This is a genomic window from Leuconostoc citreum, assembly GCF_007954785.1.
In the GTDB taxonomy this organism is placed as follows: domain Bacteria; phylum Bacillota; class Bacilli; order Lactobacillales; family Lactobacillaceae; genus Leuconostoc; species Leuconostoc citreum.
Window position 1 is genome coordinate 1442654 of the sequence record NZ_CP042410.1, and the last position, 20389, is coordinate 1463042.

Sequence of the window (20389 nt, forward strand, 5' to 3'; positions counted from 1 at the left end):
CTCCTATTGGTCTATACCACTTCGGTCTATACCAATATAATACCACATTATTACGGCTTTGAAAAGGTACAATAAAAAAGGACAAATTATTATTTTAAATAACAACTTGTCCTGCTTATAATTACCCAAAAATGTCACGCCAGACACGTGTCCACCATGGTGCTTGTGTTGTGTCTATCGTTGATTTTAATAATAAATTACGGCTATTAACAGACGTGTTCGGTAAAAATACGACGTCAGGTAGTGCCAGTTGGGCTAGTGCAACGGATTGACCCCGAGCTACTTTTTTAGGATGTCGGCTTAATGTTGTGTGGTTCACCTTGATTGGTGCCTGTTTTTGATGCCAAAAAGTTTTAGTTTGGCCAACAACAACCGGTACTTCTTTTCGTTTCATATCTAACATTTTTACTTTTTTGCAATCAGAAAGTACGCTGCCGGCCTCAAAAGTCTCTGGTACCTGTGATTTGAGTACATCATTCACAATGTTAATTGTCTCTTGATATCTCGTTACTGTATCAGTATAATAGCCAGCACCATTCACTACAGTAATAAATTCATGGCCTGCTTGATCTTTGACAATTCCTGTAAAAGCAGCCCCTGATTCTGGGGTTGACCCTGTCTTTAAGCCCTCAATGATTAAATGATTTGGATTCGATACTTTCTTTGAGTGTTGGTGACGAAATAAAAACTGGTCAGTGGTTAATTTCACAGTACGATTAGCTGATGCCGATTTATAAGAAATAAAATCGCTCTCACCCAAAGTACGAATATTAGGATCTAATTTAATAATTTCACGTGCTAGCATGGCCAAGTGCTCGGCACTGGCTAAATTAGCGGCCTCACCAGGCTCATGAGCTATTTTATTTTCAAAAGCATTACCATTCACTTGACCAGCGGCATTGTACCATTTGGAGTGATCTAATTTCAATTCATTAGCCCATGATTGTAATGCTGCTTGAGTCGTCATACCTTTAGGTGTTAAATATTCGCTCAGTGCAAATGATGCATCATTTGCGGAAATCGTGAGCATAGCATTGTACAGTTCTCGAACGGTTAAATGGTCACCTGCTTTAATATCAAGATGAGAATAAACATACTTAGGTTGATGAGATAAATCTGCTTTACTCGTAATTGGAATCGGTGTATCCCAGGTTAGTTTGCCGTCATGAATCGCACGAAGTGCAGCATATGCTGTTAACATTTTTGATTGTGACGCAATCATACCAAGTTTTGTCGCATTTCTAGTCGCTAATACCTGTCCTGTTCTTGCATCAACAACAACTGCTGAGGTCAATGACTCTTTTAAATCTATTGGCTTAGCCGATGGTGCTGCTGACACAATACGCACGAAACTTATTAATCCTACACTAAAAAATACGACAAATTTAATCCACTTCATCTCTATTTCCCCTACTTTGCTTGAGTGGCAACGTCATAATAAATGTTGTTAACTCAGCATCTGATGTTGCACGAACAGTGCCCCCATGTTGCAAAATAATGCCTTTAACAATGGCTAAACCTAAACCTGTCCCACCCGTCTTACTATTACGAGAACTTTCGACACGATAAAAACGATCAAAAATTTCCAATAGGGCTTCCTGAGGAATCTGAACACCATTGTTAATCACACGAATTTCTACTTCTTGTGCCTTTACCTGCGCGGTTAGCTTAATATATGTTGCCCCTTCGCCATATTTAAAAGCGTTCGTAATGAGATTAATTAATACGCGCGCTAATTTATCAGAATCTGCTTCCAAAATAATGAGTTCTGGGTTGGTGATTTGCATCATTTCAATTTGATGTTCGTGTGCTTCGATTTCATAACTGGCGAGAAGTTGTGCAAACAAATCGCCTAAACTAATAGTTGTTAAATTCAAGACTGCATCTCGAGCCTGTGTTTTTGAGAATTCAAATAAATCCTCGACTAATATTTTCATTTGATTCGATTTATCATAAGCAGTATGAATATATTTAGCACGATCTTCAGGACTCAAAGTCGTTGCGTTCATTTCCACTAACCCAAGATAACCAATAATAGCAGTAAGCGGTGTACGTAAGTCATGTGAAATATTAGTAATCATTTCATCCTTGGAGCGTTCACTTGCACGTTCTTCTTCCCGGATTTTTCGCGTATTTTTGGCTATCTTGTTAGAGACGTCAATAAGGGCTTGTGTTCGCGGGGCGTAGTGTGCATGCCAATCAATTGTCATATCTGAATTTTCTTTGGCAATTTGGTGTAAATCACGGATTAAGTGAATTAAACTTTCTGCTTGGCGCCAACGAACGTATTGCCAAAACACAATCACTAAGTCACCTAGTATCAAAATTAACATACTTAACCAGAAACGCCATCGTAAAGCTATGTGAGCCGCTTGCCCTAGTAATACTGTGGCAGACAATACGAACCAACTAAAAAGCAGTAGTAACAATACTGTTCCTACCGCATAATATATTTTGGTGCGATTGTGCTTAAAAAATAACGATAGTTTGTTCATTAATTTACTTCAATCTTATAGCCGACACCCCAAACGGTTTGAATGACTTGGTCACCATTCGTGGCTTCTTCAATCTTATCACGTAGATGTGATACATGTACCATAACTGTTTTAGCTGAGACAACCGATTCTTGTTGCCAAACACGTTCAAAAATATCATCGGCTGAAAACACACGATTTGGATGAGAGGCTAATAAGTAAAGAATACCGAATTCTAAGGCCGTCAAATTGACAATGTCGCCATTGGCCGTTTTCACTTCATGACTGTCTTTGTTAATCACTAACGAACCAATATCTAAAACATCAGGCGTTTTATCTTGTACGGCATTGTCTGCCCGTCGTAATAACGACCGAACACGGGCCATGACTTCTAATGGATTAAAAGGTTTTGTCACATAATCATCCGCACCTGTAATCAGTCCCTGAATTTTGTCCATATCGCCCGACTTAGCTGACAACATCAAAATTGGCACACGACTGTCTTTGCGGACAATCTTAACCACCTCTAGCCCATTCATATTGGGCATCATAACATCTAAAATCATCAGTCCAATATCTGGATTGGTATTCAGTTTTGAAATGGCTTCTTTACCATCTGCAGCCATGACTGGCTCATAGCCTTCATTTTTAAGATAAATTTCGAGCAATTCAGCTATTTCAATATCGTCGTCAACAACTAAAATCTTCATCAGTAGCGTCTCCTATTTTTTAGTCTTGGCTGAATCCAAACGTGCTTGTTGTGATAACTGGCTAATAGCAAAGAAACCGCCCTTCAAACCAGCTTTTTGGCGATTCCAACGGAATAGGCCATATGCAGCCGCAGCTAAAATAATATAAGCAACTGGCGGCAAAGTTGGATTAATAACTGGTGGTAATAGACCAAGTATCAAAAAGCCAATTAACCATGCCACAACTGCTGCAATGAGGTATAACCATCTTCGTGAATTAGATGGTGCATTCTCGGGTGCTTTTGGATTAGGTGTAAGCTTGAGAATAATTCCCGTGTAGATTGACCCACCTAAAGCAGCAATAAGCAATAGGGAAATAATGCCAGCACCTTGATTTGCTTGCTGTTTAGCGAAAAACAGTGATAAGCCAAATACACCACTAAACAGCATAAAAATAACAAGTGACGTATCTAATGCTAAGGGGGCAAATTTATAATCATGCAATTTTTTGGCAGTTACTGTCGGATCTAAATATTTTTGCGCCGCCTGTGTAGGCGTTCCAAATAGTTGAACAGCTGTGGTTCCTGTTCCTTGTGCTGCAAGCAATTCTGCGGTAACTTCATCAGTAATCTCTTCTATCTTTTCTGCTGATAAATGACTGTTTTGCGCCACAATTTTTTTGAAACGAAAAATAAAATCTTCGTTTTTCTTAGTTAATTGATGCTTTTCTTCTACCATGTTGGTCGTCCTCCGAGACTATGTACGCAACCCGCAGGTTGTCTTATTTTAGACGTTAAATCTAAATTCAATAATATCACCGTCATTAACGATGTATTCTTTACCTTCTGATCGTAATTTACCAGCCTCTTTAACAGCTTTAACCGAACCAAGTTTATCAAGATCTGCAAAAGCAATTGTTTCAGCACGAATAAAGCCACGCTCAAAATCGGAATGAATAACGCCAGCAGTTTGTGGTGCTTTCATACCTGCTTTAAATGTCCACGCACGCGTTTCTTTACCACCAGCGGTAAAGAATGTACGTAAATCAAGCAGGTGGTATGCTGCGCGAATTAATTTGTTTAGGCCAGGCTCTGTCACACCAGCCATTTCAAGAAATTCAGCCTTATCTTCGTCAGCTAACTGAGCAATTTCTTCTTCAGCACTAGCCGACATCCCAATAACATCTGCCCCTTCTGTGGCAGCAAAATCTTGAATAGCTTTAAAATACTTAGATGATTCAGGATCTGCCATGTCATCTTCAGCCAAATTAGCAACATATAATACAGGCTTAGTCGTCAGTAAAAATAGTCCCTTTACAATTTTTTGCTCATCATCTGTAAATGTTATTGTTCGTACAGATTTACCAGCTTCAAGCACTGGCTTGATTTTTTCTAAAACCGAAAACTCGGCTTTTGCTGCTTTATCTGCACCTTTGGCTGCGCGTGCTACCTTGCTATAGCGCTTATCAACAGTCTCTAAATCAGCTAAAATCAATTCAGTATTGATTGTATCAATATCATCTAATGGATTAACTACCCCATTGACGTGAATAATGTCATCACCGTCAAAGGCACGAACCACGTGAATAATGGCATTAACTTGACGAATATTTTCTAAAAACTTATTGCCGAGACCCTCACCTTGCGAAGCACCTTTAACGATACCTGCAATATCAGTAAATTCAAAGGTTGTCGGAATAATTTTGTCTGCCGGCACTAATTCTTGAATACGTGCCAGACGATCATCAGGCACTTCAACCATACCTACATTTGGTTCAATTGTTGCAAACGGATAGTTTGCCATTTCAGCTCCAGCTTTAGTGATTGCATTAAAGAGCGTTGATTTGCCGACGTTAGGAAGACCGACGATTCCAGCAGTAAGTGCCATAGTTTAGGTATATATTTTGCTAAGTATCTAGCTATTCTTAGCAAAATATATCCTCCTTTCTTAAAATACTTCGTATTAGTTATCTTTTTGAGATGATAAAACTTTTTTTAAACGTTTATTAAAGTCAAATCGTGGCATCATAATTCCGCGACCACAATTCGTGCAAGTTAATTTAATATCTGCACCAATTCTTGTGATTCGCCACGAATTGGTCCCACAAGCGTGTGGTTTTTTCATTTCCACGACATCTTGTAATTCATAAGTTATTGGTTCAGCCATTTAGTCTACCTCAACATTTAACAGCGCTAAAATACGACTCAAATCATCATTGGAAAGATAATTAATTTCAATTTTTCCGCTACCTTTTTCCGTAGCATTGACTTTAACTTTCGTACCAAATTTCTCTTCAAGTTGTGTGGCTAATGCGCGAATATATGGTGACGTTGGTGTTGCTGGTTGCTTTTCGACAGGCCCCTCATTTATCTGTTTTACTAATACTTCGACTTGACGGACTGTCAGTTGACGACTGACCACAGTCTGCGCTAACTCTTCAATATTAGCTTTTACTTTTAAGCCTAGTAGCGCACGCGCTTGACCCATTGATAACAAACCAGACTGTACCATGTCTTGCACAGCTTCAGGCAATTTCAACAAACGGACCGCATTCGCTACTGTCGTACGTTCCTTACCTACTTTTTGAGCTACTTGTGCTTGTGTCAACTTAAGTTGTGACATCAACCCACTGTACGCTTGTGCTTCTTCAATAGCATCCAAATTATCACGTTGCAAATTTTCAATTAATGCAACGGCAGCCATTGTATTATCATCAACATCACGCACAATGGCACTAATTGTTGCCTGCTTAGCTAATTTCGAAGCACGCACGCGCCGTTCACCAGCAATAATTTGAAAATCATTACCAAACCGTCTCACAATAATGGGTGTCAATACGCCATTTTCACGAATAGAATCAGCAAGTTCTTGTAATTTACCTTCATCAAAACGGTGTCTTGGTTGAAAAGGATTTGCAGTGATACGGTTCAAATTCAATCGTTCAACACGTTCAAATTCTGTTATTTTTTTGGTTGCTTGTTTAGTATGCTCAAGAGTTTCTTCAGTAACATTATTTGCATTAAACAAACCACCTAGGCCTTTACCTAACCCACCTTTTTTAGTTGCCATATTGTTTCAAAACCTCCTGTGCAAGTTCTGTATACACCTGAGCACCAATAGACTTTGGATCAAAATCAATAATGGCTTGACCATAAGAAGGCGCCTCACTTAAACGTACTGAACGAGGCACAACTGTGTGATACACTTTATCACCAAAATATTGGCGAACTTCTTCTGAAACTTGTTTAGCTAAATTAGTTCTGCCATCATACATTGTCAATAGTATGCCAGCAATATCCAGTGACTCATTAAACTGTTTACGGACTAATTCAATCGTATTCAGTAGTTGCCCTAGACCCTCTAAAGCATAAAACTCTGTCTGCACAGGAATTAAAATAGCGTCAGCTGCAGTAAAAGCATTAACTGTTAATAGTCCTAAGGCTGGTGGATTGTCAATTAATATAAAATCATAATCATCACTGACAGTCATTAATGCCTTCTGGAGTCGGTATTCTCTTTGTTTTTGCGTAGCAAGTTCAATTTCAGCACCAGACAATTGGATAGTGGCTGGTAATAAATCATAATTATCAGTTGGTACAATTACATCTCTAAGGGCAGCGCCATCAACTATCACGTCATAACTATCTAGTGCTAACTCAGATTTATCAATGCCCGACCCACTAGTAGCATTACCTTGTGCATCAATATCAACCAAGAGAACGCGCTGTCCATCCTGTGCCAATGCCGCACCTAAATTAATACTTGTCGTTGTCTTACCAACACCACCTTTTTGGTTGGCTAATGCAATTATATGTGCCATATGCTGTTGGCATCCTTTCTTTGAATATGGAAATAGTATCTCAGTCGTGCCTCATTAAGCAATTGGCTTTTTATTGGGTGTCCCAGCTTGACGCGGATACTTTTTAGGGGTTTTCTTGTGCTTATCAACTACTTGAATGACACGTTGGTCGCCATTGGGCAGCTTAAAGTCAAAGGCACTTGATACTGTGCCCCCCAGCGTTGCTAAAGCTTGTTGTCCGTCAGCCAATTCTTGCTCTGCAGCAGCGCCTTTCATCACTAACAACGCACCGCCCACTTTAACAAAGGGCAACGTATACTCAGCTAAAACACTAGTTCGAGCGAGCGCTCTGGCCGTTGCAAAATCAAACTGTTCGCGATAGGCAACATTTTGACCAATGTCTTCTGCTCGGCCATGAACAATTGATACATTTTTTAAGTCCAACGTATCCACAACATCTTGGAGAAAGCGTACACGCTTTTGCAAAGCATCAACCATGGTGATTTTCAATTGTGGAAAAGCAATTTTTAAAGGCAAAGATGGGAAACCTGCACCAGTACCAACGTCAATTAATGTGCTTGATTGATGCTGTAACGCCTTCACATAAATAGCAACGGTTAATGAATCATAAAAATGTTTTAAGTAAACATCTTTCTCATCGGTAATCGCTGTCAAATTAAATTGTTTGTTAGCTTCAACAAGTAGTTCAAAATAACGTTGAAATTGTTCAATCTGTTGTTCTGTTAATGTAATACCAGCATCATTTAAGGCTGAAATAAACGCTTCGACTGTCAATTATTTGCTCCATTTCAAGTTTGTACAGCACAAAAAGCGCTAATTACAACTACTTTTAGAATACCTGAAAAAGCCTTAATTTTCAAGCTTTCCAGCATTAACCATCCCGTCGTTTATTTTATTAATTTCCAATAAATACCAGGCATTAAAAGCTGCCACATCAACTGCCATTGCGACGTGAATATTGGTTGTCTGATGTGTTCTCGCATGAATATCAGCTACTGTTGCCCCAATAGCTGGTCCGTCTGTGACAACGTCAACCCAATAATCCTGTAAAGTAAACTTTTCCGGTGCTAACAAATAAAATAAAGTATTAACATCATGCATTGGCTTGCCTGCTTGCATGGAGCCATCGCCATAGTAAGAAAAGAGTTGCATCAACATTTGTCCTGTGTGATTCATATTGGATAATGTTGTCATTGTTTCTGATTTTAATAGTGCTTTTAGCGTGACATCCAAGCCAATCATAGTGATATCTAAGCCGCTTTCAAACACAATTTTGGCCGCATCGGGATCAGTGAAGACATTAAACTCAGCTGCCGAAGTCATATTACCACCAGATAAACTACCACCCATGACAATAACACGCGCAATGTTGGTCATCGCTTCGGAGTGAATTGTCAGCAATTTAGCTAAATTAGTAAACGCGCCGACTGCAACAAGTGTCACTTTTTCTGGACTAGTCACTAAGGCATTGAACATCGCTTCAACAGCATCTATTGGCATGGCTTCAGTCGTTGGTGTTTGAAATACGTAACCCGGCATACCACTTTCACCATGAATATTGGCCGCATCGTGATATTCCCGCACCAATGGCTTTTCAGCACCACGCGCTACCGCAACATCTTCTCTTTTGAAAAAATGCGTCAACTTTAGTACATTCAATGTTGTTTTATCAACTGAAACATTGCCCGCAACTGAAGTAATTAAACGCACATCAAAGGCTGGGTTGGTCAGCAGAATAGTCAGAGCAGCAGCGTCATCAATGCCAGGATCTGTATCAAAAATGATAGGTATCTTCTTTTTCATCAGTCAAGAACGATAATTATTTAAAGTAATGATCAAAGAAATCAGGGCTTCAAATAACATACGTATTCCTCCATTATTAATTTACTTTAATTATAACAAATTCATCACAAGTTCCAGAGATTGATTTGGATTATCTCTCAATACATTATTTATTTAGCTTTACCACATGTGGTGAATTAAAATGATTCTAATTCAGATTGCACTAGCAATTATAAAAAATACCCCATTTTATATTTATGTAACCCTTTACTTATTTCCATTAATATTCATACAATTACAACTTATTTTTAATAACGCATTGTAATAAATAATTATGCTAGTCTTATTCATTATTGGATAAATCCAGTTTAAACCTTTATCATTATGAGAGAAATATTGCAAAATGTAAACATTAACATCCTATTATTACTTTTGTTCATTAAATATATAGGCGCATTTCCGAATATATGTTATATTATATATCTAACACAAATATTAGCATGAAGGTAGACAGTATAATGACTGGACTGGAATACAACATCATCAAAGAATGGGGTCGCAAGGCTTACCGTAAAGAAACTGATGATAAATTACTTGAACATGTCCCTGTTCGTGTTCAAAATCTATGGGAAGACTTTCACATTGCGCATCAACTCCCCCTTGATGCGCAAATATTGGCGTTCGATCGTATCTTGACCGATTTTCAATCGCATGGCTGGTCTAAATAAAAAAAGCTGCTATCCAGCAGCTTTTTTTATTTCCCTTCTCTGCCCGTTTTACAAACCAGAAATAGCTAGTAATTGTTCATAATGTTGATATAACATGATAAATGGATTGATACTGTTACTCTTTTCCCAAGGTTTTGGCCGACCGCAATAGTGTAATATCACTGTATTTTCCATAGCCCATCGTATATCAACTGATCCAAAGCTTTTGGCATAATGCATAATATTATCACGTGTATCATAATTCCAAATTTCTTCGGGTAAACTTAAAATCTCATCACCATAGAGATAATTTAAAATGTCCTGATCCGGTAAAATAAGCTCTTTGCCGTATTGCTGAATAACAGACAAAATAGCTTTCATATTAACTCGTTGTCGCATCATATCTAGATCCATTAACATCACGCCCGAGTTGAAATATACTTGACGGGTACCAAGTCGTAAGTGATTAATCGTTTGGCTAATACCTGTTAGCCCCATATGACTTGAAGCAGCCAGCATTTGGCCTTTTAATGGCATATTAGCTAATGGCCTAATTGGATTAATCACTAAAATATCTGGATCAAGATAAATCACACGATGTAGTGTTTTAGGCAGATATTCACCGCATAATAGTCGAAAGTACATTTCTGGCGGATACTGTTTGAAAGTTGGCGCACTTGCCCATAGACTTGTATCGACTCTAATCGTGTGCAAAACAAAACCTAATTGCGCAACAAATTGATGTAATTTTTCTAACTGCGCCGCCTCAATATGGTCATGAGCCAACCAAATTGTCATATTTTCTCTTGGGTTAGTTTGCCTAAGTGAATAAAGTAAAACACGTAACGGTTTAATATAATTTTCATCGATGGTGATTAATAGGTTCACGCTATCATCATTTATTATTTTGGTTTTTTCCATATACTATATTATACGCTGAGAATATTGTTAGTGTGTCATTAGGTTTAACGCGAGTAATTGTCAAACGTTATAGTATAATAAATCACAGTGGGGTAATTTTAATGAATAAGATTCTAAAAGAACAGTTTTTAATTGATACGCTCTCTGACGATCAAACAAAAAAGATTACAGAGCTCAATAGCTATATCAATCACAACATGTCTAAAAAAGAACATGCAGTTGCCATCATTCAAGGCGCAGCAGGTACTGGTAAATCGGTCGTACTCATGCAACTTGTTAAAAAATATATGACTGACAGACGCTACAAAAGTGCGCTTGTCGTTAACCACCCAGAACTTTATAAGGCTTATCAAGATATGGCTAAAAGTTTTGACGGCCTCAATCCACGCGACATTAGACGGCCAACTGCTCTGATTAATGATGCACAAAAAAACCATCGTCACTATGACGTCATTTTCGTTGACGAAGCACACTTGCTCTATTCTAAATCAGAGCCGTATGCCCATTATCGCGGTAAAAATCAGTTAACTGATTTAATGGCTTTGTCAAAAGTTGTCGTAGTTGTTTATGATTTTAAACAAGTATTTCAATCAAAGATGTATTGGTCCAAGCAGCTATTATTTAAGACAATCGGTCACCATCCATATCGTGAATTCAATATGGATTTCCAGTATCGTATGGTTACAAGTGACAAACAAGTAGCTTGGCTAGATAGTTTCACCGCACAGCAACCAATCACACCTTTTCCAAAAGATAGTCAATTTGAGTTTGAAGTTTTTCCTACAGCTGGTGCACTTTATGACAAAATCAAAGCGCGCAATAGTGAGTATGGTTTAAGCCGTGTCGTTGCAACATCTGGATTCCCACGCATCGATGGCCGTCATAATGTCGAGATGGACACCTTTTCCCTACCTTGGGATGAATGGGATCCGCAACGCACCCACTGGGCAAAACGCGAATCATCTATTACTCAAGTCGGGACAATTTACACATTACAAGGTTTCGATTTAAATTATGTCGGTATGATTATTGGTCCTTCTTTCGGTTACAATCCTAAAACCGATAGCATGACTATTATTCCGGAAAAATACTCTCATAAAGAAATTTTCAAAAAAAGGCAAGATATTCAATTTACACCAGCACAATATCAAGATTTTATTGCCAATGTTTTAAACGTTCTCCTTAAGCGTGGTAAATACGGCCTGTATCTGACTGCTTACGATGATGCACTACGTCAGCGGCTCATGGCATTACAGTCCTAATTATTAAGCATAGACGTACTAAGCCAATCATGCTTGCTAAAAATAAATCACTAAAAAAGACATTAAGTTAACTTAATGTCTTTTTAAATCAATGATGCCGTCGGTGGGAGTCGAACCCACACGGTGTTGCCACCACTGGATTTTGAGTCCAGCGCGTCTGCCAATTCCGCCACAACGGCATATATCTAATACCGTTTGTATTAAACAACTATATTAGAATACCAAATTTTAACATTCACGTCAACCCTATAATTCAAATGATAATTATTCGTCTCCTAAATTAAATACATGATCAACGTGCTTTAACGCATTGTCTAAAAGAATTAGAATATGCGAGTCACTCAGATAATACAATACTTCACGTCCTCGCTTCTCTGCTTGAACTAATTGCGCTTCGCGGAGTACGCGTAGTTGATGAGAAACAGCCGATTGCTCCATATTCAAAATATCAACAATTTCAGAGACCGAATATGAGCGTGATCGCAATAACTCTAGAATCGTTAATCGTTGTTTATTCCCTAATATTTTAAATATTTTTTCAAGTTCACTAATTGCTTTTGTCTTCATACTTTTATTATAACAGGCTTATAAGATATTGAATCGTTCCTGCATCAAACATAACGTATAAGCCAAGAACAATATAAATAATCACTTGAATTTTGTCACCAAAACGTTCGAAGAAAGTATGAACTGGCTTAAAGTCGGTTAGCTTTTTAGCCAAAAAGATAACAATTGTTAGCACCGCAATAAAAATCAGTAAAATTGCGGGTAAGTAGACAAGATTCGCAGTAGCAAAATAAGGCATATACAAGGCCAAATTATCAGCACCACAGGCACCAATCGTAATGATAACCATGTTACTAATCAAGTTTCTATTATTATCCTGCGCTAACTTATCTTTAACTTCTTCTGTTTCATCGTCATTTGAAAAATATTTGCGAATACCAATTACAATCGGCACAATTCCCAGAAAACCAAGCAGCCAAGATTCTGGAATGTTTTTAAGCAATACCGCAACGAGTAACGCTATCAAAACCAAGAGTGCATTTCCTAAATAGGCACCGAAGATAATTGACCGTGTCTGCTTTGGTCCCCGATATTGTCCGAAGACCAGTAGTAAAACAACAAAATAATCAGATGTTGTGCCAATATAAGATGTAAGTGCCGTTAAAAGTGTTTGAACCATGTTGACCTCTTTATATGAACTATTTTTACATGAAATACTTTTCATATATTATACCACAAAAAATTTATTTCAGTTTTTTTAAAATTTTTATACTGATTTAATCTGGTCAAGTTATATTATATACAACAACAAAACAAGTCATCTCAAACAACGACGCGTTTTAGAAAGGTAGGAATTGTATATGCTAGATTATCGTTGATGTTCTCCACGGCATCAACACACGAAACCCCATACGGGCAACTTTTCTCTCCTATAATCTCCCAATATTCTCTTCTCTAAAATCTCTCCCAAAAAATAGCCCCGATAAGCGCGTTAGCTTATCGGGGTTTCGTGTTATACAAAAGCTAATTTTCAAAAAAGACACTGTCTATTATGGCAGTGTCTTTTTGATTACTTACGAGCAACCATTGATGAAATTTTTGCATGACGGGCAATGTATGCGGCTTGTGAACCCAATGATTCCCAAAAGCCCTCACGTGAGTGCGCCCCCACAATAATTAAATCTGCTTGTACTTTTGGCGCAACATCCTGCAACAAAACTTCTCCAGCCTTGGCACCATCAGCAAAGACCGTTATAACGTTTTCAGCCCCTTGTGATTCAGCATAGGCCTTATAACGTGCAAGGTTCGCCTCGATTTGAGCGCGACGTTCTTTAATGACATCCAGATGAAGGGCATCAATGGTTGACAAATCCCCCATCTCCAAAACGGATGCAATGATTAGTTGCGCTTCATCTTCACTAGCTTGATGAATGGCGTTAGCCAAAGCAACATAACCTTGCTCAGATTCATCAACACCAACTAACACGCGTTTAAATTGAATTGGTTCGATGTTCAAGTTTAATTCACTCATATTATCTCTCCTTAATCGTTAGTTACTCTTAAGCACCCATCATTTGTTGTGCCAAATTAACAATAATTTGGATATTCAATCCCGTTAAAACAATAAACGTAATCCATCCAAGAATTGTCATCCAACGTGGATTAACATACTCACCCATAATTTTTTTAGATGATGTAAAGTAAATTAGCGGTGCCATAGCGAATGGCAAAGCAATTGACAAAAATACTTGAGAATAAACAAGTAATTGATCTAATTTACCTTCTGCACCTCCGTAAATTAAAGTGAAAGCAATAACTGGTATCAAAGCCAATCCACGTGTAATAACACGGCGCAACCACATTGGAATACGCATGTGAATGAAGCCTTCCATAATGATTTCACCCGTCAAGGTACCCGTAATCGTCGAATTTTGACCTGAAGCAAGCAAGGCGACGGCAAATAATGTTGATAACACTGGCGAAGCGACCGCACCAGCAATCTCTTTATTACCAAGAGCATTGTACATCGATCCAAATGTGCCAACCTGGTCACCATGACCGAAAAATAATGCCGCTCCCAAAATTAATAGCAAAGAATTAATAACAAATGCCAATGATAATTGTATGTTTGAATCCCAAGTCATCAATTTAACAGCTTCTTTCAATTCTTCTGGATTTTTACGATCAACCTTACGTGTTTGTGCGATTGATGAGTGCAAATAAAGATTATGCGGCATAACGGTTGCCCCAATGATACCTAGTGACATCAATAATGGTGAATCAACACCCTTTGGACCATGACCTGAAACAGCCTGTAATTGTGGCAAATAGCCACCAAACAAGGCAACAATATCAGGCTTTGACAATGCCACTAAATAAGCAAATATTACTAAAATTGTGATAATTAAAGTCATGACAATTGCTTCAATCTTCCGAAAACCAAACTTCATCAATAACAACAACAGTACAACATCAAATGCAGTTGTCAAAACTGAAGCAATCATTGACCAGCCAAACAATAAGTGCAAGGCAATGGCTCCACCAACAACCTCAGCGATATCAGTTGCCATCAAGGCGAATTCAGTAATAATCCAAAGTGTAAAGCCACCAGTCTTACTAGTACGTGCACGCGTTGCTTGCGCCAAATCTTCTTGCCTTACAATACCCAACTTGCCAGCCATATACTGTAGCATCATTGCTATCAATGACGAAATCAAAACAATCGACAACAAAACATAATGATACTGTGCACCACCACCAACTGAAGTTACCCAGTTACCTGGATCCATATACCCAACGGCAACTAAGGCACCTGGTCCTGAAAAGGCTAATAATTTACGCCAAAAAGACCCATCTTTAGGTGCTTCAATTGAGCCGTTTACGTCACTCAAGCTCAGTTGATCATCTGCCTTCTCCACAAAATGATGCTTTGGCTTAACGCTTTTAGAATCTTGCATTCTAACTCTCCTTAAGATTTCTCCTCAGGACAAAAAATATACGAATTTTGACCAAAATACGCATTTAGTATTCACTTTTTAAGCTACTTAACGGTGAGCTAAACACGTATTAACAGTGCTAAATAATTTTCATAAAGGATTTCATTCAACAGTGTTGAAAGCTTATGAAAGGTATCTAACTCGGCTATTAATGCCCTAATACATAATAAATGATACACGCTTTTAAAAATTCGTCAACTAAAAAAATCATAAATAATGTTTTCTTGCCATTATTTATTACATTTTCTGACTATAATGATAAAAGCACCTTATTATTATATAGCTTTGTAAGCCTTTTCATGAGAAAGTTACAATTACGTAACATTTTAAATCAAATTACATGGCTGATTCATTGCGTGACGCTCTATTTGAATGGTGACATGGTGAATTTCATACTTTTGACGTAATGTCTGTGACATATCTTCTAACAAAACCTGCGTATCAACATCTGGAGAAACAGAAAGATGAACGGTTAAAGCCGTCTCTGTTGTTGACAATGGCCAAATATGTAAGTCGTGTAACTTTTCAACACCAGGATACTGTTTAAGATAACTTAAGATGGCTGTTTCATTAATCGTTTTTGGTACCCCATTAATAGCCATAGTAAATGTTGATGTCATCACAGGCCACGAAGTGACTAATATAATTACACCTATAATCATCGATACAATCGCATCAATCATATGAATGCCTGTCAACTGAATTAAAATACCAGCCAGAATAACACCAACTGAAACGCCTGCATCAGATAACAAATGTATATAAGCAGTCTTAGCATTCAAATCCTGGCCATGGTGGTGTCCATGTTCATCTGGTGCGCCACTGGCTCTAAACAACATTGCCGTAAAAAAATTAATCCCAATACCCACAGCAGCAACAATCGTAATCATGATACCGTTGGTATGTATTGTTGGCACAACAATTAAATCGCGAATACCTTCATAAAAAATCGTGACAACTGCAAACAACAATAAAATTGAATTAAATACACTGGCTAAAATCGAGACATTATGCCACCCATATGTATGTTTTCGCGTAGCCTTTAAACCAAAAGCAACAACTGCAAGCCAAGCAATGACTAAAGCTAAGACATCACTTAAATTATGAAATGCATCAGCAAACAGTGCGGTTGAATGGGCTAATTTAGCAAACACTAACTCCGTCAGCACGAAAATTAAATTCAATGTGATGCCAATCACGTAAGGCGTTTGTCTCATTTTCACTTGTTCCATCACTATACCTCCATGAACCACTATAGCACACATGAAAATAAATTCATACAATAAATAACAAAAAGCATAACTTCATACTTTAAGCGCTTCAAAAAAAGTTGTTGCATCCCCTAATATTTGCGTCACTGGGAATGTTGTCTGAATATGTTCAAGATTGATTGCAATGACTGGTACGTCGGGCTTAGCATAATTAAGCAACCCTGCAAATGGGTAGACTTGAAAACTGGTGCCAACAATGACAATCAAGTCCGCTGCTTGGACCCACGCAGCAGACTTTTCCACTTCAAAAGGCATTTCTTCATAAAATGTAATTCTAGGTCTTAGCATTGCCCCATCTGCACGCTTAGGACTTTTCATATACGCTGACAAATTTGCTTTTTGACCATCTTTTGGTGCATAAATATCGTATAGTGAGCCATGAAAGCGAATCAAATTGGCTGCTTGTGATTTGGCTTTAACATGCAAATCATCGACATTTTGAGTAATAATTTTAGCACGATTTTGTCGCGTTAATTCAGCCATTTTTTCATGAATCACATTAGGCTCAGCCGCTGGAAAATACATATTATCAATCATAAATTGATATTGCTTTAATGGTTCATTTTGGAAAGCTGTTGCTGACAATAAATATTCTGGGCGCAATCTCACCCCTTGATAAATACCATTTTTTGAACGATAATCCGGAATACCTGATGCCGTCGAAATACCAGCACCGGTCATGAAAAGAATGTGTTTAGCTTGATCAAATTGTTGTTGGATATCTGCTGTTAACATCTTATCTTCTTGCATTATTCCCCCCTGAAAATATAAGGTAACGCTAATTTCTTAAATAAATCGCTGACACGCATACGATAAAGTGATTTAAAGAATTCAGACGATTCTTGATTATCTGGCTTAGAAATAACAAAACTATTTTGCTTATCCACTTTACTAAGTCCGACATAAGCTGTTTGGTGCGTTTGATAATCTATCATTTCAGAATGATAAATAGTAAATACTTGGCTAACTGGCAAGTTAAGCTGCCGCTCTGACAAAACACTCGTCAATGTCACATACTCTTTTGCATTGATTGTTGGTCGTCCCCATTGACTCATAATATCATCAACGCCAGCAAACATAGCAACCATCTGTCGACGCACATGACGTGGCTGTTTTAAATCCGCTGATAAAATTGGGGTAACTAGCTTTTCAGCCGCAGTATAGGCCAATGGGTACAAGCCTGATAAGCTCTTAAAATCAGCTCCACTGACACTTGCGAATACTAAAGCATCTGCTAATGTCAATAAACGCCATAAGCTTTCATCATCCACCTCACCATTTTCTGGTGTTAGTTCAGCTTTGACACCTGCCAAGTAAGCATCAACAGTTTTCGGCGTCAAAATACCCTTTGCTTCTAACTCACGGTATGTTATTGCATGCATGACAGTACGATGCATGCGCGTGGCAATTTGAATCATTTGTTCATCTAACGTATCATCTTTAAATGTTAGTCCAAAAAATATTTGTGGTACAATACCATTCAAAGTTAATAACATCTTGAGTAATTCGTTACCTATCAAGAAATCAGACTCGGTTGCTTCGGCCAATTCAATTAGTAGTCGATCTTCGAATACTTCTTGTGAAACGCGGTCAATATGCAGCTCCCCTGTCTGATTGCCAGCAACACGTGTTAGTACAGTTCCCGGATAAATATTATTCACCGCTTCTAAAAGTGATTTTATTTGTGGATTCATTTTCTCATCTCCGTTAATAATTCTTGTGCTACTCTGGCATCAACTTGCTGTTCTTGGCTTAGTTTGAATACAAGATTAGGAAGTTCTTCGACAGTTGCGCCGACCTGTAGCGCCAAAGCGCGGTATTGCATGCGCATATGGCCGCGCTGAATACCACCGTCTACTATGGCTTTTAAAGCAGCTAGATTTTGCGCCAAGCCAACAGCGAGCATAATGCCACGCAATTGATTAGCCGTTTGAATAGCCATCACTTCTAACGCTTGTTTTGCTTGAGGTAATGCCGTAATCGTTCCACCAACTGTACCAACAGTGATGGGCATGGATATTTCGCCGAGTAATAAATTGTCAACAATATGCCATGTTGTTAACGCTTGATAGCACCCCGTCCTGCTAGCATAGGCATGTCCTGCAGCCTCAACTGCTCGCCAGTCATTACCAGTTGCTAAAGCGACAGCGCTGATCCCATTAAAAATACCTTTATTTTCAGTTGTCGCACGATAAATATCATGTTTTGCAAAATCATTTAAGGCAACAATTTTTTCAGCGATATGCTGCCCACCAATTTGTTGTACGGTAACTTCAGCACTGACTGTCACAACTTGTTCAGTTGCATAATTTGATAAAATAGCGCCCAAAAAGTTGGCTTGAAACGATGAAAATACAGCACGTTCTGCCTCTAATATCGTGTTAACAATATTAGCCCCCATTGCATCTTTTGTATCAATTAAAAAGTCGACACTAACTTGTGTTGGCGATACACGTCTAGCGTTAACAGAAAGTAACCCACCGTTTCTGCGATAAATACTTGGCTTAGCATGCTTGGCACATTCAAAAAAGGCCTGCTGATTGGCACTCACAAACTGCGCTATAGCATCATCTGCAGTCTGATAGAACAATAGTTGCCCAATCATTGCCGTTTGCCGAGGAGACTTTACATGTAAGCCACCAAGATTATTCAGCAATTTAGCACCATGATTTGCTGCGGCAATAACACTAGGTTCTTCCGTAGCCATAGGCACTGCATAATGTTTATCATCAACGACAATGTCTTTCAATATTCCTATTGGTATGCGCATATCACTCACATAATTTTCAATGAGTTGTGCATTAGTCTCACTTTGATTGTCATGCCACAATGTAGTTGCCCTTTGGTCTAAATGTAAAGACGCCAAACGTTCATCTGGCGTCAATTCATAATATTTTTTAGTCATTATTTTTCATCATCTCCGCGATTAACCCTTCACGTACACCGCTCTCTGAAAATATTACTCTTGGTGCATCTATCAACTGCATAAGATTAAGTAAAGGCAACAAACCGCTAATAATAATATCGGCACGTGATATTTCTAATCCTGCAATATGCTCACGTTCTTGTCTTGACATATACCTCAGATTTTGAAAAATATGTTCAACCATTTCAACAGACATTTCGAAGCCGTGAATTTGATTAATAATATCTTTCCCAAGGATTGTTCGGCCCATACGGGCCAGAGAACGATTGGCACCCCCCAATAGTATGACTGGCAGACCCCGATGTGCATTCAGCCAAGGCAAGACTTCATATTGCGACAAAATATCTTTGCACGCAGCAGCAATATCACGTTGACTGACCTCGTTTGCCAAATTGAACGTTTCGGACAATGTCACGGCGCCAAAAGGTAAGCTGATTGCTGATTGGTTCTGACCATCAATTACGGCAATTAACTCAACCGATGCCCCTCCTGTGTCAAGAATAATACCATTATCAATCGCTAACGTTGTGATAACACCTAAATAATCATAATACGCTTCTTCATCACCTGTTAACACTTCAAAATCGATACCGGTTTCATTTTTAACACGCGTCAAAAATTGTGTCTGATTCCTGGCAACACGAACTGCAGCTGTGGTAATCGCACGTACAGTTGGCTCAAAGTCACTGTACTGGCTTTGAAAGTATTTCAGTGCAGCAATGGTGCGTGCGATTGGCACCTCTTTTAGCACGCGCTCTGGGCCCATATTTTGAGCAATGCGGGTATCTTCTTTTTCACGGATTATTTCGGTATAAGTGCCATCATTGTTTAGCCGCTCGACGACCATGCGCGCCGAGTTACTCCCAAGATCGACAATTGCTAAGTAGCTCATGTAGACATCCTAAATTCTAGTATTATCTTTAAGTATAACAAAAAAGTGCTTATAACAGTATGAGTTTTACTCCTGGATAAATAATAATATATAAAAAACTGGCAGTCAGATGTCTGCCAGTTTTTTTCAATGCCTCAAGATA

Annotated in this window: 22 protein-coding genes and 1 tRNA gene; 2 read left to right on the forward strand and 21 right to left on the reverse strand. The window is 38.4% G+C overall.

Annotated elements, in window-relative coordinates:
* Nucleotides 1-121: 121 nt before the first annotated feature.
* From FGL72_RS07140 to rihC, 10 genes are all read right to left on the reverse strand, one after another.
* The gene (locus tag FGL72_RS07140; RefSeq protein ID WP_012305042.1) at nt 122-1399 is read right to left on the reverse strand and encodes a D-alanyl-D-alanine carboxypeptidase family protein; all 1278 of its coding nucleotides are present in this window, start codon (nt 1397-1399) and stop codon (nt 122-124) included.
* Nucleotides 1386-2495, reverse strand: coding sequence for a sensor histidine kinase (locus tag FGL72_RS07145; protein ID WP_004904369.1), 1110 nt, complete (start codon nt 2493-2495; stop codon nt 1386-1388). The genes FGL72_RS07140 and FGL72_RS07145 overlap by 14 nt, the downstream gene beginning before the upstream one ends.
* Complete coding sequence (locus FGL72_RS07150; protein ID WP_004901276.1) at nt 2495-3184, reverse strand: response regulator transcription factor; 690 nt, start codon at nt 3182-3184, stop codon at nt 2495-2497. The genes FGL72_RS07145 and FGL72_RS07150 overlap by 1 nt, the downstream gene beginning before the upstream one ends.
* A 12-nt stretch (nt 3185-3196) precedes the next feature.
* Nucleotides 3197-3901, reverse strand: a complete 705-nt coding sequence (locus FGL72_RS07155) for a DUF1129 domain-containing protein (RefSeq protein ID WP_004904370.1) — start codon at nt 3899-3901, stop codon at nt 3197-3199.
* 48 nt (nt 3902-3949) lie between these two features.
* Nucleotides 3950-5050: a redox-regulated ATPase YchF gene (gene ychF, locus FGL72_RS07160; RefSeq protein ID WP_146992872.1), complete on the reverse strand. Its 1101-nt coding sequence runs from the start codon at nt 5048-5050 to the stop codon at nt 3950-3952.
* 75 nt (nt 5051-5125) lie between these two features.
* Entirely contained in the window at nt 5126-5329 is a 204-nt protein-coding gene (locus tag FGL72_RS07165) for a DUF951 domain-containing protein (RefSeq protein ID WP_004901284.1), read from the reverse strand.
* Nucleotides 5330-6232 carry a ParB/RepB/Spo0J family partition protein gene (locus FGL72_RS07170; protein WP_004901286.1) on the reverse strand — a complete coding sequence of 301 codons (903 nt, stop codon included), beginning with the start codon at nt 6230-6232 and terminating at the stop codon, nt 5330-5332. It lies immediately after the preceding gene.
* A complete protein-coding gene (locus FGL72_RS07175) occupies nt 6222-6983 on the reverse strand; it encodes a ParA family protein (protein WP_004901289.1) in 762 nt (253 codons plus the stop codon). Before FGL72_RS07175 ends, FGL72_RS07170 begins: the two co-directional genes overlap by 11 nt.
* Before the next feature lie 54 nt (nt 6984-7037).
* Complete coding sequence (gene rsmG, locus FGL72_RS07180; protein WP_004901292.1) at nt 7038-7757, reverse strand: 16S rRNA (guanine(527)-N(7))-methyltransferase RsmG; 720 nt, start codon at nt 7755-7757, stop codon at nt 7038-7040.
* 75 nt (nt 7758-7832) lie between these two features.
* Nucleotides 7833-8786 carry a ribonucleoside hydrolase RihC gene (gene rihC, locus FGL72_RS07185; protein WP_146992874.1) on the reverse strand — a complete coding sequence of 318 codons (954 nt, stop codon included), beginning with the start codon at nt 8784-8786 and terminating at the stop codon, nt 7833-7835.
* A gap of 497 nt (nt 8787-9283) precedes the next feature.
* On the opposite strand from rihC, the gene FGL72_RS07190 reads away from it, so the two are divergent.
* Entirely contained in the window at nt 9284-9493 is a 210-nt protein-coding gene (locus tag FGL72_RS07190) for a hypothetical protein (RefSeq protein WP_004904375.1), read from the forward strand.
* A gap of 48 nt (nt 9494-9541) precedes the next feature.
* Here FGL72_RS07190 and FGL72_RS07195 read toward each other — a convergent pair whose 3' ends face one another.
* Nucleotides 9542-10393 (reverse strand): glycosyltransferase family 8 protein, encoded by an 852-nt coding sequence (locus FGL72_RS07195; protein ID WP_133286268.1) that lies wholly within the window; start codon nt 10391-10393, stop codon nt 9542-9544.
* A gap of 101 nt (nt 10394-10494) precedes the next feature.
* Here FGL72_RS07195 and FGL72_RS07200 point away from each other — a divergent pair, with 101 nt between their 5' ends.
* A complete protein-coding gene (locus tag FGL72_RS07200) occupies nt 10495-11655 on the forward strand; it encodes a DUF2075 domain-containing protein (protein WP_085699787.1) in 1161 nt (386 codons plus the stop codon).
* A 95-nt stretch (nt 11656-11750) separates the two neighbouring features.
* Here FGL72_RS07200 and FGL72_RS07205 read toward each other — a convergent pair.
* From FGL72_RS07205 to FGL72_RS07250, 10 genes are all read right to left on the reverse strand, one after another.
* Nucleotides 11751-11834 (reverse strand) — tRNA-Leu (locus FGL72_RS07205).
* Between the two features lie 85 nt (nt 11835-11919).
* Complete coding sequence (locus FGL72_RS07210) at nt 11920-12222, reverse strand: ArsR/SmtB family transcription factor (RefSeq protein ID WP_004901305.1); 303 nt, start codon at nt 12220-12222, stop codon at nt 11920-11922.
* Nucleotides 12223-12229: 7 nt separating this feature from the next.
* Nucleotides 12230-12841 (reverse strand): cadmium resistance transporter, encoded by a 612-nt coding sequence (locus FGL72_RS07215; RefSeq protein WP_004901309.1) that lies wholly within the window; start codon nt 12839-12841, stop codon nt 12230-12232.
* A gap of 390 nt (nt 12842-13231) precedes the next feature.
* On the reverse strand, nt 13232-13693 hold the full coding sequence (locus tag FGL72_RS07220) for a universal stress protein (protein WP_085699786.1): 462 nt from the start codon (nt 13691-13693) through the stop codon (nt 13232-13234).
* 28 nt (nt 13694-13721) lie between these two features.
* Nucleotides 13722-15119 (reverse strand): Nramp family divalent metal transporter, encoded by a 1398-nt coding sequence (locus FGL72_RS07225; protein ID WP_085699784.1) that lies wholly within the window; start codon nt 15117-15119, stop codon nt 13722-13724.
* 365 nt (nt 15120-15484) lie between these two features.
* A complete protein-coding gene (locus FGL72_RS07230) occupies nt 15485-16390 on the reverse strand; it encodes a cation diffusion facilitator family transporter (protein ID WP_004904378.1) in 906 nt (301 codons plus the stop codon).
* A 72-nt stretch (nt 16391-16462) separates the two neighbouring features.
* A complete protein-coding gene (locus FGL72_RS07235) occupies nt 16463-17179 on the reverse strand; it encodes an NAD-dependent protein deacylase (protein ID WP_004901318.1) in 717 nt (238 codons plus the stop codon).
* Nucleotides 17179-18123 carry a hypothetical protein gene (locus tag FGL72_RS07240; RefSeq protein ID WP_004907525.1) on the reverse strand — a complete coding sequence of 315 codons (945 nt, stop codon included), beginning with the start codon at nt 18121-18123 and terminating at the stop codon, nt 17179-17181. The genes FGL72_RS07235 and FGL72_RS07240 overlap by 1 nt, the downstream gene beginning before the upstream one ends.
* Complete coding sequence (locus FGL72_RS07245; RefSeq protein ID WP_133286269.1) at nt 18120-19334, reverse strand: hydroxymethylglutaryl-CoA reductase, degradative; 1215 nt, start codon at nt 19332-19334, stop codon at nt 18120-18122. Before FGL72_RS07245 ends, FGL72_RS07240 begins: the two co-directional genes overlap by 4 nt.
* On the reverse strand, nt 19327-20247 hold the full coding sequence (locus FGL72_RS07250) for a Ppx/GppA phosphatase family protein (RefSeq protein ID WP_004901326.1): 921 nt from the start codon (nt 20245-20247) through the stop codon (nt 19327-19329). Before FGL72_RS07250 ends, FGL72_RS07245 begins: the two co-directional genes overlap by 8 nt.
* Nucleotides 20248-20389: the final 142 nt, after the last annotated feature.

What these genes read in the sequence shown, in the direction of transcription:
- FGL72_RS07215 (WP_004901309.1), bottom strand. Translation starts at nt 12,841, where the DNA reads ATGGTTCAAACACTTTTAACGGCACTTACATCTTATATTGGCACAACA.
- ychF (WP_146992872.1), bottom strand. Translation starts at nt 5,050, where the DNA reads ATGGCACTTACTGCTGGAATCGTCGGTCTTCCTAACGTCGGCAAATCA.
- rihC (WP_146992874.1), bottom strand. Translation starts at nt 8,786, where the DNA reads ATGAAAAAGAAGATACCTATCATTTTTGATACAGATCCTGGCATTGAT.
- FGL72_RS07195 (WP_133286268.1), bottom strand. Translation starts at nt 10,393, where the DNA reads ATGGAAAAAACCAAAATAATAAATGATGATAGCGTGAACCTATTAATC.
- FGL72_RS07230 (WP_004904378.1), bottom strand. Translation starts at nt 16,390, where the DNA reads ATGGAACAAGTGAAAATGAGACAAACGCCTTACGTGATTGGCATCACA.
- FGL72_RS07245 (WP_133286269.1), bottom strand. Translation starts at nt 19,334, where the DNA reads ATGACTAAAAAATATTATGAATTGACGCCAGATGAACGTTTGGCGTCT.
- FGL72_RS07225 (WP_085699784.1), bottom strand. Translation starts at nt 15,119, where the DNA reads ATGCAAGATTCTAAAAGCGTTAAGCCAAAGCATCATTTTGTGGAGAAG.
- FGL72_RS07140 (WP_012305042.1), bottom strand. Translation starts at nt 1,399, where the DNA reads ATGAAGTGGATTAAATTTGTCGTATTTTTTAGTGTAGGATTAATAAGT.
- FGL72_RS07145 (WP_004904369.1), bottom strand. Translation starts at nt 2,495, where the DNA reads ATGAACAAACTATCGTTATTTTTTAAGCACAATCGCACCAAAATATAT.
- FGL72_RS07240 (WP_004907525.1), bottom strand. Translation starts at nt 18,123, where the DNA reads ATGAATCCACAAATAAAATCACTTTTAGAAGCGGTGAATAATATTTAT.
- FGL72_RS07220 (WP_085699786.1), bottom strand. Translation starts at nt 13,693, where the DNA reads ATGAGTGAATTAAACTTGAACATCGAACCAATTCAATTTAAACGCGTG.
- FGL72_RS07175 (WP_004901289.1), bottom strand. Translation starts at nt 6,983, where the DNA reads ATGGCACATATAATTGCATTAGCCAACCAAAAAGGTGGTGTTGGTAAG.
- FGL72_RS07210 (WP_004901305.1), bottom strand. Translation starts at nt 12,222, where the DNA reads ATGAAGACAAAAGCAATTAGTGAACTTGAAAAAATATTTAAAATATTA.
- FGL72_RS07190 (WP_004904375.1), top strand. Translation starts at nt 9,284, where the DNA reads ATGACTGGACTGGAATACAACATCATCAAAGAATGGGGTCGCAAGGCT.
- FGL72_RS07165 (WP_004901284.1), bottom strand. Translation starts at nt 5,329, where the DNA reads ATGGCTGAACCAATAACTTATGAATTACAAGATGTCGTGGAAATGAAA.
- FGL72_RS07235 (WP_004901318.1), bottom strand. Translation starts at nt 17,179, where the DNA reads ATGCAAGAAGATAAGATGTTAACAGCAGATATCCAACAACAATTTGAT.
- FGL72_RS07250 (WP_004901326.1), bottom strand. Translation starts at nt 20,247, where the DNA reads ATGAGCTACTTAGCAATTGTCGATCTTGGGAGTAACTCGGCGCGCATG.
- FGL72_RS07200 (WP_085699787.1), top strand. Translation starts at nt 10,495, where the DNA reads ATGAATAAGATTCTAAAAGAACAGTTTTTAATTGATACGCTCTCTGAC.
- FGL72_RS07155 (WP_004904370.1), bottom strand. Translation starts at nt 3,901, where the DNA reads ATGGTAGAAGAAAAGCATCAATTAACTAAGAAAAACGAAGATTTTATT.
- FGL72_RS07170 (WP_004901286.1), bottom strand. Translation starts at nt 6,232, where the DNA reads ATGGCAACTAAAAAAGGTGGGTTAGGTAAAGGCCTAGGTGGTTTGTTT.
- FGL72_RS07150 (WP_004901276.1), bottom strand. Translation starts at nt 3,184, where the DNA reads ATGAAGATTTTAGTTGTTGACGACGATATTGAAATAGCTGAATTGCTC.